Genomic DNA, 16385 nt, shown 5'->3' on the forward strand with positions numbered 1-16385 from the left:
GTTTCTTACTGAGATAAAACCGTGCAGATGCTATTTTTGTCAGGTGCAGAGACCTGCCTTTTGTAAATTGAACTAAACCAGTAAGGATAATGAAAGTGACAAGAACATTTGATCTGCTCGATCGGATGGCCGCCAACTTTGATAAAGAGGTAATCATTGCCGGCAAACAGGATGGAAAGTGGAAAACTTACAGCACCCGGCAATACATCGAAAAGGTCAATCATTTTAGTTATGGTTTGCTGGCTTTGGGTATAAAACCCGGCGACAAAATTGTCACAGTTTCCAATAGTCGTCCCGAATGGAATATCATGGATATGGGGATGGCGCAGGTTGGAGCAGTTCACGTAGCCCTTTATCCTAACCTGACGGAAGAAGAATATACTTACCTGCTTTCCCATTCCGATTGTCGTGCCGTGGTGGTGGGAAACCGTACCATGTACAACCGCCTGAAGAAAGTAGCCGGTGCAGCCGCGAATGTGGAATTCTTTTTCACAATAGATGATATCGACAGTGAGCGTAGCCTGTCAGAAATCTGCGTGTTGGGAGAGAAGCATCAGGACGAATACAAAGAAGAGGTTGAGCGAATCAAGAGTAGCATTACCGAAGAGGATTTACTTTCCATTATTTATACTTCCGGAACCACCGGAACCGCGAAAGGTGTTATGCTGGCTCACCGGAGTGTCGTGACGAATGCTATCGCCACTTCTTCCCGAAATAAGGTTGATGAAAATGATAAAGCCATCAGTTTTCTTCCGCTTTGTCATATTTACGAACGCATGATCAATTACCATTACCAGTACAAAGGCGTCAGCATTTATTACGCGCAAAACCTGGGGACGGTGGTAAATGATTTGCGCGATGTAAAAGCCGATACGTTTACTACCGTGCCTCGCTTTCTGGAAAAGGTTTACGACAACATCATCGCCAAAGGGAAGGACCTGACAGGTTTGAAAAAATCAATTTTTTTCTGGGCGGTCAGGCTTGGGGAGAAATTCGATCCTTCGAAGAATTACGGACCTTTTTACCGCTTTAAGCTGAAGATGGCCCGCAAACTGATTTTCGACAAGTGGCGTGCTGCCCTTGGCGGGAAAATTCGGGTCATCATTACTGGTGGAGCGGCTATGCAGGAACGGTTGGGAAGGATTTTCTCTGCAACGGGAATCAGTATTCAGGAAGGTTACGGACTGACTGAAACCGGACCAGTGATTGCTGTTAATGGCTGGGAAAAAGAAGAGAAGATGGTAGGCACTGTTGGACCTGTTCTGGAAGGTGTAGACTGCCGGATTGCTGAAGACGGCGAGATTTTGTGCAAAGGGCCCAATGTGATGTTGGGCTATTACAAAGATCCTGAATATACCGACGAGGTGGTTGATGAAGACGGATGGTTTCACACCGGTGATATCGGAACGTTGATTGATGGAAAATTTTTGAAGATTACCGACCGGAAGAAATCAATTTTCAAGCTTTCGGCCGGGAAATATATTGCACCGCAGGTGATTGAGAACAAACTCAAAGCTTCCGGTTTTATCGAGCAGGCTTTGGTGGTGGGGATGAACGAGAAGTTCGCTGCTACTTTAATTTCTCCATCCTTTGATTACCTGCATTTCTGGGCTGCCAAGCACAAGATAAATTATCGTGATAACGAAGAGCTGATACAGAATCCGGCAACGATTGACCGGATTCAAAAAGAGGTGGCTTTGATAAATAAAACGCTGGCTCCTCATGAGCAAATCAAGAAAATAAAAGTGGTGGCCGATGAGTGGACACCGGCAACCGGGGAGTTGTCGCAAACGCTGAAAGTGAAAAGGGATGTGTTGATGGAGAAATACCAGGCTGAGCTGGAAGAAATATTCGGTCATCCTCATAACGCCCGCCAATAATTCGATAACGATTTCAGAACTACAATAAATGAGTGCAGTAACACGTACATTCGATCTCCTCGATCACTGTTTAAAGAATTTTCCGCGCGAAGATGCTCTTTGCCGGAAAGAGGGAAACGAATGGAAAAAGTACAGTACAGAAGAATATGCCCGTCATGCTTACCTGCTTGCCTACGGTTTAATGGCTTTGGGCCTGAGACGAGGCGACAAGGTAGCCACCGTAAGCAGTAACCGTCCCGAATGGAGTTTTCTCGACATGGGACTGTCGTTGTCTGGCGGCGTGCATGTTCCCATTTACCCAACGATTAGTGAAGAAGAGTACCGGTATATCCTGGCTCATTCCGAGGCCCGTTTTCTGTTTGTCTCCGATGCGAAGATGTATGAAAAATTGAAGCCACTGGCTGATGAGCTGGAGTCAATCGAAGAGATATTCTCGTTTAACGAAGTGGAAGGGGCGCGGCATATCAGTGAAATTTATTCGCTGGGCGAAACCAATGAGAGCCATTTCCGTGGTGTAGTCGGCGAGCTGAAAAACAGCATGAGTGAGGATGAAATCGCAACACTCATTTATACTTCCGGTACAACCGGGAAACCGAAAGGGGTGATGCTTTCACATAAAAATCTGGTGTCCAATTTCAAGGCGCATGCGCAGAATCACGAATTGGGAGATCAACACCGGGTCATTTCATTTTTACCACTTTGCCATGTGTACGAGCGGTCGATGAACTACCATTTTCAGTACAAAGGAATGGGAGTTTATTACGTCGAAAGCATTGCTCAGATTATGCCGGCGGTGAAAGAGGTAAAGCCTCATCTCTTCAATACGGTGCCTCGTCTGCTGGAGCGTATTTACGACGGCATTATTGGAAAAGGGGAACAACTGACCGGAATCAAACGCAAAATATTTTTCTGGGCGCTTGGCCTGACCGAACGATTTGATTACCAGGTGAAATTTGGCCCGGGATATCGTCTGAAGCTCGCTATTGCCGACAAACTGGTTTTCTCGAAGTGGAGAGCGGCACTTGGCGGAAATGTGCATTACATTGTTTCGGGCGGCGCTGCTCTGCAGGAACGAATTGCGCGGGTGTTTGGCGCAGCGAAAATCTGCACGCTCGAAGGTTACGGTTTGACGGAAACTTCACCGGTTATCGCGGTAGCGAATCCGGCTACCGGCGAACTGAAAATTGGCACCAATGGTCCGGTTCTTCCCGGTGTTGAGGTGCGGATTGCCGATGACGGAGAAATCCTCGTGAAGGGACCGAATGTGATGCAGGGATATTACAAGGAACCGGAGATGACCCGGGAGGTAATCGACGACGAAGGATGGTTTCATACCGGCGATGTGGGAACATTAGTTGAAGGAAAATACCTGAAAATTACCGATCGAAAGAAGGAAATTTTTAAATTGTCGGGCGGAAAATACATCGCACCGCAGATGATCGAGAATAAATTCAAGGAATCTCTCTTCATCGAGCAGATGATGGTGATTGGTGAAAACCAGAAATTTGCCAGTGCGCTGATTTCTCCTAATTTTGATTTCCTGCACGATTGGTGCGCCGAACGGAAGATTCACTTTCATGATAATAAAGAGTTGGTGCGGACGGCGGAAGTGATGAATCAATACCGGAAAGTGGTTCGCGAAATCAATAAGGTTTTGGGACAGCACGAGGAAATCAAACGTTTCCGGTTGGTTTGTGAAGCATGGTCGCCCCAGTCGGGCGAGTTGTCACAAACACTGAAGCTGCGACGTAAGTTTGTGGCACAGAAGTACAAGAAGTTGATTGATGATATTTACAATAACCCGGTGCAGTAGCCGGTGACTAAATCCAACCTATCATTTATTCTGAAGGGAAGATTCATTATCCGGATCTTCCCTTCTGTATGTGTAAAACTTTTAGCGACGGTTGGAGTTGAATAGTATAGGAATGGTAGTTTTCAGAAAAACAACATATTTTTTCTGATTATGTAAAAATCAATCTTTATTAACGATCGGGTTTTTCAGCTAATCCATTACTTTTGTCAGGTTAAAGAGAGTTACTTTTATAAGTAATTGCTTTACCGAATAATCCAGTATGCAATGGAGAAAATTTTAATAACCGGTGCCACGGGGAATGTAGGGTTGGCAACGCTGAAGTACTTAGGCGAAAAAAATCTGCCCGGAGTGGAATTGCTTGCTGCCGTTCGGGATGAGGAACGTGCCCACCATGATATTGGTGCAGGGAATTGCCAGTTCATCCCGTTCGAATTTGACGAACCTTCGACATATGCAGCAGCACTCGAGGGCGTAACGAAAATTTTGCTGGTCAGGCCACATCAACTTTCTGATGTGTCGAAATATATTTACCCGTTTTTAGATGAAGCGGCCCGTCGCGGGGTGAAGCAAATCGTTTTCTTGTCGGTCATTGGGGCTGAGCGGAATAAATTGCTTCCTCATTACAAGATTGAGAACTACCTGCTGAACCTGGGAATCAGTTACACATTTGTGCGGCCCTGCTTCTTTATGCAAAATCTCACGACCATTCACCGGAAGGAGATTCTGGAAAATAACAAGGTGTATATCCCTGCCGGGAATACGCCGGTCAACTACATCGATGTGCGTGACGTGGCTGAAGTGTTAGGACGGGTACTCACCGAACCGGGCCACGAAAATATGACGTATGAGATTACCGGCTCGCAAACCATGACTTACTATGAGCTGGTGGGAATTCTTTCTTCGGTTCTCGATCGGGAAATTCGTTATCCCCGCCCCAGCACGCTGATGTTTATGCGGCAGAAAATCAGGGAGAAAAAACCCTTGGCTTTTGTGAAGGTGATGGGATTGTTGTACAGCGGAGCGCGGAATGGCAAGATGAATGTGGTAACCGAGGATTTTAAACGGCTTACCGGTCGCGACCCGATTGATTTCAAGACATTCGCGAACGCGTATAAGCATAAGTGGATAAAACAGGAAAAGAAATAAAATCAGATAAATCGAAGCCGGTCAGTGAACCGGCTTTTTTGTGCTACAACTTTTCCAAAGTTTCGAACTTTGGAAAAGTTGTTTACAGCATATTTTTAAATAACTCTAAGACCTCGTGGTAGAATTCTCTTCATCCCGGCAGGGATGACATGTTGTTAGCAAGGTGGCGTTGATGTATTCGTGCGACTCCGGCCGGAGTCGTATCGCGTTTTCGTTTTGCAGCGCTAACAATATATGACTCCTCTGGAGTCTTTTCGATAAGTCAGCTGCCGGATTTTTTAATTTCCCTGAATCTTCTTCATACAGCAATGTTTGTATTTTTTCCCTGAACCGCAGGGACATAAATCGTTTCGGCCTACGTTGCTGGTAATGCCGGCCAGCATGGGTTTTTCAGTTTCGAAAAGAGGAGCGAGCTGCTGGTAGTGGTTTTTCCAGTTGCCGCGCTGCAGATAGTAACTGTTCGGGTGCTTTTTCTCTTTTTTCAAGACCTCCAGCGCGTAGGCTATTTCCACCCTGATGCGGTTCTCTTCCGTTCCGGTCTGTGTGTGTTGTTCATATTCTTTGTAGAAGTCCTGTAAGGCCGGTTCACATTCAGTCATCCCGGCCTCAGCTGCCTGAACGGCGAGCAGTTCCCGCCATTTGGTTTTCTTATTTTTCAGCAAAGCTGAAACCTTCTCAGCATGGGCGTTATCGGCGAAAGCCAGACACTCGTATAGAAAAAGGTACGGCGTTTCGTGTTCTTCTTTTACCTCTTTCGCAACGGCATCCAGGAAGGTATCAATCACTTCCGGGAACTTTTCCGCCAGCAATCCCACCAGGTAAAGTCCCTGTTCGTTCAGGATGTCCCAATCGGGTGCATCGGGTGTGGTAAAAAGCTTAACAACCGCATCGGTCATTTTTCGGGTGGCATGGGCTTCCGCCAGAATGGCGTACCAAAGGGGCAGATTGGAAAACTGACCATTCTTTTTCAGCATCAATGCTTCGTCGTACGCATGTTCCAGGTGGAAAATGATCTTCTCTTCCAGCTCTTTGTCGGTTGGTTGATGGTACAGAAAATCCAGTGCTTCAAACGGAATTCCGTCTTGTGTTTTATGCAGAATGGCCAGCGCCTCTTGGGTTGTCATGTCGATATGGTTTGATGGGGGCAAAGATAAAGGAATAAAAAGAGTTTGCCAGTCAAGGTAATTTTTCCGGGCACCTTTTTTAAGATGGTTCGGGGTAAACTTCCGGGACGGGCTAATCTTCTTTCTAAAGGATGTTCACCATTACGATAACGACTAATACAAAAGTCATTTTTATCTGGCAATAAGTAATCTGTCATTAATGCACGCAGTAAGACACTATATTGCAGTGTAATTGACTTTTGTTTAGATTGATTCTTAACCATATAATGATTAAGTTAGACTATCATTTTGGTTCAACCGGGTGACCATCCGGCTAGCCACAGACAGAAAACAATAGCATCAGTTTACGGGGGAAAAAAGAAAACAACCGGAATCGACAGGTAATTTCCGGCTGAAAGTGACAAGTATAACCTCAAACCGAGACTGATGAAACGACCGACGAACAACCTTTTGCCCCTACTGGGAAACCTCACTCCGGAGGTAACCCATTCCCGTGTTTATCCTATCAATGAGAAAAATATCCTGCTCACTCCGGGCAGGAGAGACTAAGCCGATCAATCATTTACCTACCAATCCTATACACATGAAAAAAGACAAGAAAAGCGGCCTGAGGAAGCTGGGCGAAACCTTGCTCAAAAAAGGCCTTCCCCTGTTAGGGAGCATTGTTACCGGCGGAGCATCCGACCGGATCATAAACCTCGTCAAAGGCGCGACGGGCATCCTCGACGATGACCCGGAAGCCATCGAGCAACAGTTGAGCGACCATCCCGAGCTGCTGGTCAAACTGAAAGAGCTGGAGGCCACCAACAAGGTGCAGTTGCAGGAGTTGTTGCTGCAATCAGCCCGCATCGAACTGGAAGAAACACAATCGTACCTGGGCGATGTGCAGGATGCCCGTCGGCGGGAAATCCAGGTCACCAATGCGACCGGACGTCGCGACTGGCTTTTCCTGGCATTAGCCATTATCGTGGTGGTTGGCTTTTTTACCCTGGTGATGATGGCCGTTATAGGCTCGTTTAACGGGAAGACCTTCTCCACCAATGGAGCCATTAACCAGCTGTTTGGTGCCCTGGTGGCCGGCTTCACTATGGTACTCTCGTACTTTTTCGGTTCCAGCAAAGGCAGTGCAGACAAAACCAACCTGATGGAACAGCGCTTCCGGACCCAGTCATCTGCTGTTCCGACGACCACTGAATCGTTTACCAACGCAAAAGGATAGCCCATGGAACTGCAAGTGATACGGTACAGCACCTCCGGCGAATCGGCGCTGGGGATGCTGCTCATCAACGGCACCTTTGCCTGTTATACTCTCGAAGACCGGCCGCGTGACAAGAAACAATACGGTCAGACGGGCATTCCCGCCGGGCGCTACCGCGTGGAATTATACGAACAGAGCCGTCTGCATACAAAGTACCTGGAACGGTATGGTGCCGATTTCCACAAGGGAATGTTGCACATCGTGGGTGTGCCTGGCTTCGAAGGTATTCTTATTCATACCGGGAATACCGATGACGACACCGACGGTTGCCTGCTGGTGGGCGATACGTCACAGGTAAACATCGAACGGGACGGTTTCATCGGCGAAAGCCGGAAAGCCTATCAGCGCATCTACCCGATGATTGCCAATGTGCTCGAATTGGGCGAGGCGGTTTGGATTGCCTACCGTGACAACATCAACGGCAAACCCGAACCGGCGGAATCGGACCAACTGGTGGTGGCCGACCAGCTGAACTTCCGCACCTCACCGGGCGGTAACCGGATGGGTGTGTTGTTCGAAAATACCGGTGTCGAAACCATCGAACAGCGCGACGGCTGGTCCCGCATCCACGTCGAAGGATGGGTGAGCGGTAAGTATTTGGGGTGAAAAACATCTAACCTGACAGGTTTCGAAACCCTGTCAGGTTTAAACAAAAGACCAATGCAAAAAATCGAACCCATCATCTCCGACCGTTTTTATCACATCTACAACCGCGGCATCAACGGAGAAAATCTGTTTACGGAAGAAGATAATTATCTCCATTTTTTGCGGTTGTACGATAAATACATTCATCCCATTGCTGATACGTATGCGTGGGTGCTAATGCCTAACCATTTTCATTTGTTGGTAAGGATAAAGGAGGAAAAGGAGTTTGATTTTACCAACCCTGACAGGGTTTCAAACAGCATCGGAGCACCTAACCTGACAGGTTTTCAAAACCTGTCAGGTTTAAAACCACCCTTTCAATATTTTTCCAATTTATTTAATGCATATACCAAGGCCTTCAACAAACGTCACGCCCGCCACGGAGCGCTGTTCGAACGTCCTTTCAAACGGAAGTTGATAACTGACGAACACTACCTGCGGCAGGTGGTGATTTACATTCATAATAATCCAATCCACCATGGTTTCAGCGACCACCCATTGGGTTATCCTTGGAGCTCTTACGCCGCGTGTGTGTCGGTAAAGCCGACTAAACTACACCGCAAAGAAGTGGTGGACTGGTTTGACGACCGCGCCAACTTCATCGCCATGCACCGGCGCAGCATCGATCGGGGACGAATTGAACAGTGGTTGAAGATAAGTGGATAGAAGCGCTGACCACTGTCGGGGTCCACGACCACCGACAGGGATTGGAACCCCACCCCGTCAGTGGTTGAAAACCCTGACGGTGGTTAAAGAACAGAACACAGACCTGTCAGCGTGCGGAGCACCTGACAGCGTCGGGAAAAAAGATGTTTGACGCTGACAGGGTAGGAAATTTGAGAATCAAACGAACTAACAATAAACAAAAGCCTCTTTGAAATCAAATTATTCATTAACCCTTAAAAAAATAGAAATATGTCTATTGATTATAAAGTTGTTGAAAAAGGCCAACCCGGCGTAGTCGGAGGTGGCGAGAAAAAGTTCTATGCACAAATTGTAAATGGCAAGGAAGTTACCATGGATGAACTCGTTGCCGAAATCGAAAAGTTCAGTGCGCTATCAGAGGCTGATATCCGTGGTGTGATCATTGCCCTGGAAAATACCATTCAGAGCAAGTTGGCGCAAAGCCGGATTGTCAGGCTGGAAAAGCTGGGCAGTCTTTACCCGAGTATCAGCAGTAGTGGCGAGCTGGAAGCTGATAAAGTGAATGGGAATACCATTCGCAGAGTAAGTGTTAACTACCGGCCCGGTAAGCGCATTATCAATGCGTTGAAAGAGGCAGGTTTTAATAAAGTAGAATAATAGTTACAGAAAGCTGCCGTGGTTTTGGTTGAAACCACGTGTGATCTTCCTTAAAACCACGTGTGGTTTTGTTCAGGATCACGTTAGGTTTTCACTCAAACCACGTGTGGTTTCACCTTAAAGCACGCGTGCTTTTTAAAAAGAGGCTTTTGTTTTTCTAAAAATGTATTGTTAACCATTAAAAAGAGCATTAGAAAGATTTATTCGCTGGCTCTTGCCAAACCACATTTTATTGATAAATTAGAAAATCCTAACGCTTTGATTTTTTACCTACCTGTTTTGTAACCATTCTATTACTGAACGAATATCTTCAGTGATGAGACTAACTGAACCGTTTACATAAAATCGAAATGCGCTTATTTAAGGAAGGGAAGAAATTATGGAAAAGAAGTGATTTCAATCATCCAGGAGAGAGAACCTCTATGGAATTACTTCACCGAATCGGGTAAAAATAAAAACTCCCACCGAAGCGGGAGTATAGGAATAAGTTCCTTCGGCATATAGCCTTATTGTGATAAGATGCAAATTGAATTCTTGTTTTATGTCATCGAAGATAAATAATTACAACATACGAAACAATAAATTATAGAAATAAAGCTTTCCCAAAGTTCAAAACGTTGGAAAAGTTATCAACCCAAAAACAAACAACCATGGCTAAAATATTAGGACTCGACCTCGGAACCAACAGCATTGGCTGGGCAGTAGTAGAACTAGTTGACGGAACGTTTAAACTTCTTCATAAAGGTGTTCATATATTTCAGAGGGGATATGGAGACGAACACCAAGATGTTTCCAGAGCCTCAGAACGGACACGTATTCGGGGCGCCAGGAAATTGATCTATCGAAGAAAAGGCAGGAAAATAGAACTTTTAAGACTTCTTGGAAATGAGTATCATCCATTTTCAGACGAAGAATTGATGTTGTGGCAAAAAGAGCGCAAGTATCCAGTACGTAAGGAAATTCAAGAGTGGTTTAAATTAAATCCCTATGAGTTGCGTGTCGATGCAATTGATGGCAAAGTATTATCAAAACGAGAATTGGGACGAATTTTCTATCATTTTACTCAAAGGCGTGGTTTTAAGAGTAATAAAAAGGATATTTCATCACTAAATGAAAACAAAAAGGATTTACCAAAAGATGTTGAGTACCATCAAAAGTATTTGAAAAAATATGGTGATAAAACATGTAGCAATGTTTTATTTGAAAAGCATAAGAATGCAGAAAGAATAAGAAATACTTCAGAGCAGAATGAAATTTCAAGAATAACCTTGCAAAATGATTTCCTGCTTATTTGTCAAAAGCAATCTTTATCACAAGAATTTACAGAGGAGGTTCGAAAGGCCATTTTTGAAGCACGGCCCTTGAAATCTCAAAAGGGTAATGTTGGCAAATGTGTATTCGAGAAAAATAAACTTCGCTGTCCGTTAAGTTCAATCGAGTTCGAAGATTACCGCATGTATTCCTTTATAAGCAACATAAAAATCAAGAAGAAAGGGGAAGATGAAAAAGAGTTTGAATCTTTGTATGAACAAAATTACATTGATAATGCAGTAGAATTAATTAAACCTCTTTTTTATAGACAGAAATCCTCTTTTAAGTTTGAGGATATACATTCAAGATTAGATAAAGCCGGATTGTATGACTTCAATTACAAAGATACTACAACAGTTAGTGGATGCCCTGTAAGTGCGCACTTAAAGAATGTTTTTGGAGATAGTTGGAGGACTGTTCGTTTTAATAACGGAACAGATAAAAATGGCAAGGAAAAATATATTGAAATCAAGGATGTCTGGCATATGCTTTTTGACCATTTTATGCAAGACAAAAAAGATGAGCCTCTATTGGCGATTGCTCAAAACAAATTAAGGTTGGATCCTAAAGCTGCAGAAAAATTGATCAATGCTCCGATTAAACAAGGATACTCTAACCTGAGCTATAGGGCTATTGAACGAATATTAAATTTTTTAAAGCAAGGTTATCCAGCAGACAAGGCAATTATTCTTGCAAAAATACCAGACATTTTAGAAAAATGTGGAAAGACGGAGCAGTTGGAAGAAATAATCGACGAAGTTGAAAAAATATTTAAGTATTATTCATTTGACAGAAAGATTGCAAATATTGTAAATGCATGTATATCTGTTTTTAGGGAGGATTTCAAAAATGCACACCCCAATTACTTGTTGGATGAACATGACAAGAAGCTAGTTCTTCAGAATGTTATCAACTTTTATGGAGAGAATACATGGTCGAGTTACTCGGTTGATGAACAACAAAAGATAATTGAAAATGTTGAAATTGAATTTGAAGAACAATTACGAGTTGGAAGTGTAGGCGGTGCTTTTAAAAAAACATTGAGTATTAAGAAGCAGGTTGAAGATGTTCTCGTTAATAAATTCAGTATTGATAGAGAATTAGCCTCTAGATTGTATCATCCTTCAGCAATTGAATTCTATCCGAGTTCTGAGCCAGACGAAAATGGGCGTAGATTATTGAGAAGTCCTATGACTAGTTCAATTAAAAATCCCCTCTTCATGCGAGCAATGTATGAATTAAGACGGGTTGTAAATGAACTAATAAAACAGGATTTAGTAGATGATGATACGCAAATAGTAATTGAGACTGGTCGTGAAGTCAATGACTATAACAAACGTAAAGCCATTGAACGCTATCAAAGAGAACGCGAAACTGAAAACGAGTTTTATGCAACCATATTAAGTGAATTCTTTAGAGAAAAAGGGGAAAATCGGATTCCTACTGAAGATGATAAAAGAAAACTAAAATTTTGGGTTGAGCAGCATGAATTGATTGAAGAGTCTGAAACTTTTTACAATACGCTTGAAAGCGATTCTTATCAGTATACAAAAAAAGCGGATCGTATAAAATTACCAAAGGATGCAATTGAGAAATATCGTTTGTGGAAGGAGCAAAACGGAATATGCATTTATACCGGAAATCAAATAAGTATCTCTGATTTGTTCGATGACAATAAAATTGACTTTGAGCATACCATTCCGTTAAGCAAGTCCTTTGACAATTCTATGGCAAATAAGACAATCTCTGAGGCTTATTTCAATAGAAGTATTAAAAAGAATCAAATTCCTAATGAACTTGACCCAAAATATAAGGCCAATATTAATGGGTTTATTGCACGTTGGGAAACTAAGATTGAAGAACTTGAAGACCGTATTGAGGCACTAAAACGGAAAGGCAAAAATATTCAGGATAAGGAAAGGAGAAATGACAACATTCAGCAGCGGCACTATTTGTATGAGCACCTAAAATATTGGAGAAAGAAAGTCAACAACTTTAAAGCAAAAGAGGTAACAGACGGATTTAAAAACAGACAGCTAGTCGATATTGGTATAATCAACAAGTATGCACGCTTATATTTACGAAGTTCTTTTAACAATGTTTTTTCAATAAATGCTGGTTTTATTGATGAGTACAGAGATATATTGGGTTACAGAAAGGATAGGAGTAACCATGTTCATCACACTATTGATGCAATCTTCTGTGCTTGTTCAGTTGAATTTGCAAGAAGAAAGCCAAATGCGATAAGGATACTTGAAAGATATTATTACTTAAATGAAGAATTAAGGAAGGCCGTGCTATATGCAAAGGATTTAAATAAACCAATGCAAAGGATAAATGATGAGCTCGAAATAATTAAAGGGGAACTTTCGCCTTGGAAAGATTTTACTAGTCAATTGGAGCAATTAAAGGAACAAGTTGTCGTATCTCATCATTACAAGGATAAGTTTAAAAGACAAACTAAAAAGAAGATCAGGATTCGAGGGAAAATTGTTCATCGAGCAGAAAAGATCCAAAAATCTTCGAATGGTCAGATTAAAGTGTTGGAGTGGAAATACAAACAGGACAAATATGGAAATAAGATTCCGGTTAAAGGGCTGATAAATAACGATAATCCTGATTTTGTATTACACAGATATAAAGATGGAAACAAAAATGGCGTAATCACCGAGGTGTTAAGGTCCTTTGATGATTGTTCTGAAAGAGAAGACACTATTTTATTGAAAGGTTACGATTATGTCCGTAATAAAGTTGGCGAAATTGTCTATGAAAAAGAAGCAAGATATACCTGGCATAATGATAGAGCAGGCAGTTCTACTTCGGGAGTCAGGGACTCCTTAAACAAGGAATCGCTATATGCCAGAATTAAGCGACCTCTTCAAAATGATAAAAGCGGAGTTCCGCAGGATACAGAGGGGAAAGAATTGTTCGAAGATTGGTATGTCAAACGAATGCCCGTAGATAAACTCACTCCTGCTAATTTGAAGAATATTGTTGATGAGGGTATTAAGAATCGGATAGAACAAAATGGAGGCCTAAAAAGTGTTCGAAGTAAAGGTGAAATCATTTTGCCGGCCACAGAAAAATTAAAGGAAATGAGAATCAAATCTATTCGCTGTAGACAAGTCAAAGCAAAAGGATTCTTAACCGGCATTCCATTGAAGGAAAACTCCCATTTATCTGCTAAACATGAGTTCCGGGTCAAACAATTTGGCAACGATTATAAGCAAATGACTTATGTAGATAATGATGGGAATTATCAGCTTGGGATTTATTCGGATGGTAAAAATATTAGGTACAAATTTTTGAATAACCTTGATGCTGGAAGGTTACTTTCTCAGAGTGAATATCCGGTTAAAGTTTCTGAGAATGAATATTTCATAGTTCGAGGAAAGAAAATATACATGGAGTTGCAACGAGTTTTTCATGCGAATCAATATGTGTTACTCTTACAACCTGGTGAAACTGGAAATGATTTGAACTGGGATTCCCAAAATCAATTAATACAAAGGTTATATGAAATTAAAGGATTTGGCGAAAGCGGAAATTATGCAGTTGTTTTCTGTCTGCACAACCAGTGTGCGGAAAAGGTGTCTTCCTTGAAGGTCAAAGATGGCATCTTTGAATTAGATAAATCAACGATTAATTACCGAAAGTTTCTGCATACCAATTTTAATGCTCTCATCGAAGACGTTGATTTTAAACTCGACCCGTTGGGAAATATAAAAAGAAAATAACCTAAAGAGAACAACCCATGTTAAAACGAACCTTATTTTTCTCGAATCCCTACTACCCATGAAAGAGAATATTGGAAATGCCATTCAGTTGAAATCGAACATTAACCAGCATGTTAATCCCCGTAATAATCATCATGTGCTGATTTATGAAGATTTTGACGGAAATTTGAAAGAACAGGTTGTATCATTTATTGAAGTTGTGGAGCGTAGAAAACAGAACGATTCTGTTTACCAGTTGCCGGAGAATGGCAAGCGTATGATAGCGACCCTGGAGATTAACGATATGTTTCTACTGGGGCTGGACGATGAGGAACTAGAAATTAGTAAAAGGAATGTTGGACTTTTGAATAAGCACTTATATCGCGTACAAAAGGTTTCAAGCTCTTATTATACGTTCAGGCATCACCTGGCTTCGACGTTAGATAACAAGAATGAGGAAATAGACATCCAGAGTTTCGTAGCTTGGGAAAGATGGAATCCGATTAAGGTGAAAATCGATATTCTCGGAAATGTTGAACGGATATAGACGAGTTAAATCTTTTCCAAAGTTTCAAACTTTGGAAAAGGTGCAATACAAAAGAAAAGCTAACCAATGATTCCGCTGGAACCAGACAAATATTATCACATATACAATCATGCCAACGGTAGGGATGAACTCTTTACGGAGAATCGGCATTACCGTTTTTTTCTACAGCGTTATGCCCATTTTATTTCTCCGGTAGCAGATACGTTCGCGTATTGTTTAATGCCCAACCATTTTCATCTTATGGTGAGAATTAAGGAAGGAGCGCAGCTGAAAGAGTTGAAATCTTTTCCAAAGTTCGAAACTTTGGAAAAGTTGGTCAGTAAGCAGTTTGCCAACCTGTTCAGTAGTTATACCCAGGCATTCAATCGTTCACAAAACCGAAAGGGAAGTCTTTTCTATAAGAATTTCCGGCGGAAGGAGTTAACCACGGAAGAATACTTTATGAAACTGGTGAACTATATTCATTTTAACCCGGTTGTACACGGTTTCGCGGAGCATCCGTCGGCGTGGAAATATTCATCATTCAATGCAGTCATTTCCAACAGGTCGACGCTGATCGCCCGGGAAGAGTTATTGAAGTGGTTTGATGGGCCGGATAATTTTAGGGCCTGTCATCGCCATCCTTTTGATGTAGAAATCTGAAATTTTTCCAAAGTTCAAAACTTTGGAAAAGTTAAGCGTTACGCCAAAAACAACAACCTATGCTAAAACGAACGTTATTTTTCTCCAATCCTTATTACCTAAGTCTGAAGAATAAACAGTTGGTCGTCCAATCGAAAGACGAACTGAGTACGAAGACTGTACCGGTGGAAGATATTGGCTTTGTGGTGCTCGATCATCCGCAAATCAGTTTCAGCATGAAACTCATTGAGTTTTTGAACGAGCACAATGTGGCGGTTGTCTTCTGCGACAGCAAACACATGCCCTCATCCATGTTGCTGAACCTGGACAGCCATAGTGTGCAGAATGAGTTATTCCGGGCGCAGATTAGCGCGTCGGAGCCATTGCGGAAGAATTTGTGGAAACAGACGATTGAAGCGAAAATCTCTAACCAGGCAACGATGTTGGAGAAATCGGGGCACAAAGCTTTTGAGTTGCGGAGTTATGCGAAGAGTGTGAAAAGCGGAGATGTGGAGAACCGGGAAGGACTGGCTGCCCGCATCTACTGGAACCGCTTGTTGGGTAATACTTTCTATCGCGACCGGTTTGGTCCGGCCCCCAACCACTTGTTGAATTACGGATACATTTTGTTGCGTTCTGCTGTGGCCCGGGCACTGTCCGGCTCGGGATTGTTGCCTACCCTGGGTATTCACCACCACAACCGGTACAATGCTTTTGCTTTGGCTGATGACGTGATGGAGCCCTACCGGCCTTATGTCGACCGGCTGGCTTTGCATGTTCATCAGGAATATCCGGATGAACTGCAACTGAATAAGGAAATGAAAGCATCCATGCTGAATCTGATGAGCATCGATGTGGCGATTAACGGCAATAAACGGCCATTGATGGTGGCCTTGTCACAAACCACTGCGTCGCTGTCCCGCTGTTTTAACGGTGAGAGCCGGAAAATCAGTTATCCGGTATTTGCGTGAGTTAACTTTTCCAACGCCTTCTACTTTTCCAAAGTTCAAAACTTTGGAAAA

The 16385-nt window shown here is 42.8% G+C and carries 13 protein-coding genes; 12 read left to right on the forward strand and 1 reads right to left on the reverse strand.

Annotated elements, in window-relative coordinates; all coding sequences use genetic code 11:
- The first annotated feature begins 89 nt into the window (after positions 1–89).
- The 3 genes from AC060N_RS02700 to AC060N_RS02710 all read left to right on the forward strand — a co-directional run bounded on the left by AC060N_RS02700 (position 90) and on the right by AC060N_RS02710 (position 4839).
- Entirely contained in the window at positions 90–1880 is a 1791-nt protein-coding gene (locus AC060N_RS02700; RefSeq protein ID WP_479525773.1) for an AMP-dependent synthetase/ligase, read from the forward strand.
- Positions 1881–1908: 28 nt separating this feature from the next.
- Positions 1909–3693: an AMP-dependent synthetase/ligase gene (locus AC060N_RS02705; RefSeq protein ID WP_479525774.1), complete on the forward strand. Its 1785-nt coding sequence runs from the start codon at positions 1909–1911 to the stop codon at positions 3691–3693.
- Between the two features lie 264 nt (positions 3694–3957).
- Complete coding sequence (locus AC060N_RS02710; RefSeq protein ID WP_479525775.1) at positions 3958–4839, forward strand: SDR family oxidoreductase; 882 nt, start codon at positions 3958–3960, stop codon at positions 4837–4839.
- 278 nt (positions 4840–5117) lie between these two features.
- On the opposite strand, the gene AC060N_RS02715 is transcribed toward AC060N_RS02710, so the two are convergent.
- Positions 5118–5963, reverse strand: coding sequence for a YecA family protein (locus AC060N_RS02715; RefSeq protein ID WP_479525776.1), 846 nt, complete (start codon positions 5961–5963; stop codon positions 5118–5120).
- Between the two features lie 426 nt (positions 5964–6389).
- Between AC060N_RS02715 and AC060N_RS02720 the strand changes: the two genes are divergently transcribed.
- From AC060N_RS02720 to cas1, 9 genes are all read left to right on the forward strand, one after another.
- Positions 6390–6512, forward strand: a complete 123-nt coding sequence (locus AC060N_RS02720) for a hypothetical protein (protein ID WP_479525777.1) — start codon at positions 6390–6392, stop codon at positions 6510–6512.
- 34 nt (positions 6513–6546) lie between these two features.
- The gene (locus tag AC060N_RS02725; RefSeq protein ID WP_479525778.1) at positions 6547–7182 is read left to right on the forward strand and encodes a hypothetical protein; all 636 of its coding nucleotides are present in this window, start codon (positions 6547–6549) and stop codon (positions 7180–7182) included.
- Positions 7183–7185: 3 nt separating this feature from the next.
- A complete protein-coding gene (locus AC060N_RS02730; RefSeq protein ID WP_479525779.1) occupies positions 7186–7827 on the forward strand; it encodes a DUF5675 family protein in 642 nt (213 codons plus the stop codon).
- A gap of 54 nt (positions 7828–7881) precedes the next feature.
- Positions 7882–8532 (forward strand): transposase, encoded by a 651-nt coding sequence (locus AC060N_RS02735; protein WP_479525780.1) that lies wholly within the window; start codon positions 7882–7884, stop codon positions 8530–8532.
- 249 nt (positions 8533–8781) lie between these two features.
- Positions 8782–9168 carry an HU family DNA-binding protein gene (locus AC060N_RS02740; RefSeq protein WP_479525781.1) on the forward strand — a complete coding sequence of 129 codons (387 nt, stop codon included), beginning with the start codon at positions 8782–8784 and terminating at the stop codon, positions 9166–9168.
- 650 nt (positions 9169–9818) lie between these two features.
- Complete coding sequence (cas9, locus tag AC060N_RS02745) at positions 9819–14216, forward strand: type II CRISPR RNA-guided endonuclease Cas9 (protein WP_479525782.1); 4398 nt, start codon at positions 9819–9821, stop codon at positions 14214–14216.
- A gap of 58 nt (positions 14217–14274) precedes the next feature.
- A complete protein-coding gene (locus AC060N_RS02750; RefSeq protein WP_479525783.1) occupies positions 14275–14742 on the forward strand; it encodes a hypothetical protein in 468 nt (155 codons plus the stop codon).
- A gap of 240 nt (positions 14743–14982) precedes the next feature.
- Complete coding sequence (locus AC060N_RS02755; RefSeq protein WP_479525784.1) at positions 14983–15384, forward strand: transposase; 402 nt, start codon at positions 14983–14985, stop codon at positions 15382–15384.
- Between the two features lie 59 nt (positions 15385–15443).
- Positions 15444–16334 carry a type II CRISPR-associated endonuclease Cas1 gene (gene cas1 / locus AC060N_RS02760; protein ID WP_479525785.1) on the forward strand — a complete coding sequence of 297 codons (891 nt, stop codon included), beginning with the start codon at positions 15444–15446 and terminating at the stop codon, positions 16332–16334.
- Positions 16335–16385 lie beyond the last annotated feature (51 nt).

The sequence above is a fragment of the Prolixibacter sp. DSM 2831 genome, from assembly GCF_056493735.1.

Coding starts and splice junctions, on each gene's coding strand:
- AC060N_RS02700 (WP_479525773.1), top strand. CDS start 90: ATGAAAGTGACAAGAACATTTGATCTGCTCGATCGGATGGCCGCCAAC.
- cas1 (WP_479525785.1), top strand. CDS start 15,444: ATGCTAAAACGAACGTTATTTTTCTCCAATCCTTATTACCTAAGTCTG.
- AC060N_RS02755 (WP_479525784.1), top strand. CDS start 14,983: ATGGTGAGAATTAAGGAAGGAGCGCAGCTGAAAGAGTTGAAATCTTTT.
- AC060N_RS02725 (WP_479525778.1), top strand. CDS start 6,547: ATGAAAAAAGACAAGAAAAGCGGCCTGAGGAAGCTGGGCGAAACCTTG.
- AC060N_RS02750 (WP_479525783.1), top strand. CDS start 14,275: ATGAAAGAGAATATTGGAAATGCCATTCAGTTGAAATCGAACATTAAC.
- AC060N_RS02710 (WP_479525775.1), top strand. CDS start 3,958: ATGGAGAAAATTTTAATAACCGGTGCCACGGGGAATGTAGGGTTGGCA.
- AC060N_RS02720 (WP_479525777.1), top strand. CDS start 6,390: ATGAAACGACCGACGAACAACCTTTTGCCCCTACTGGGAAACCTCACT.
- AC060N_RS02730 (WP_479525779.1), top strand. CDS start 7,186: ATGGAACTGCAAGTGATACGGTACAGCACCTCCGGCGAATCGGCGCTG.
- AC060N_RS02735 (WP_479525780.1), top strand. CDS start 7,882: ATGCAAAAAATCGAACCCATCATCTCCGACCGTTTTTATCACATCTAC.
- AC060N_RS02705 (WP_479525774.1), top strand. CDS start 1,909: ATGAGTGCAGTAACACGTACATTCGATCTCCTCGATCACTGTTTAAAG.
- AC060N_RS02740 (WP_479525781.1), top strand. CDS start 8,782: ATGTCTATTGATTATAAAGTTGTTGAAAAAGGCCAACCCGGCGTAGTC.
- cas9 (WP_479525782.1), top strand. CDS start 9,819: ATGGCTAAAATATTAGGACTCGACCTCGGAACCAACAGCATTGGCTGG.
- AC060N_RS02715 (WP_479525776.1), bottom strand. CDS start 5,963: ATGACAACCCAAGAGGCGCTGGCCATTCTGCATAAAACACAAGACGGA.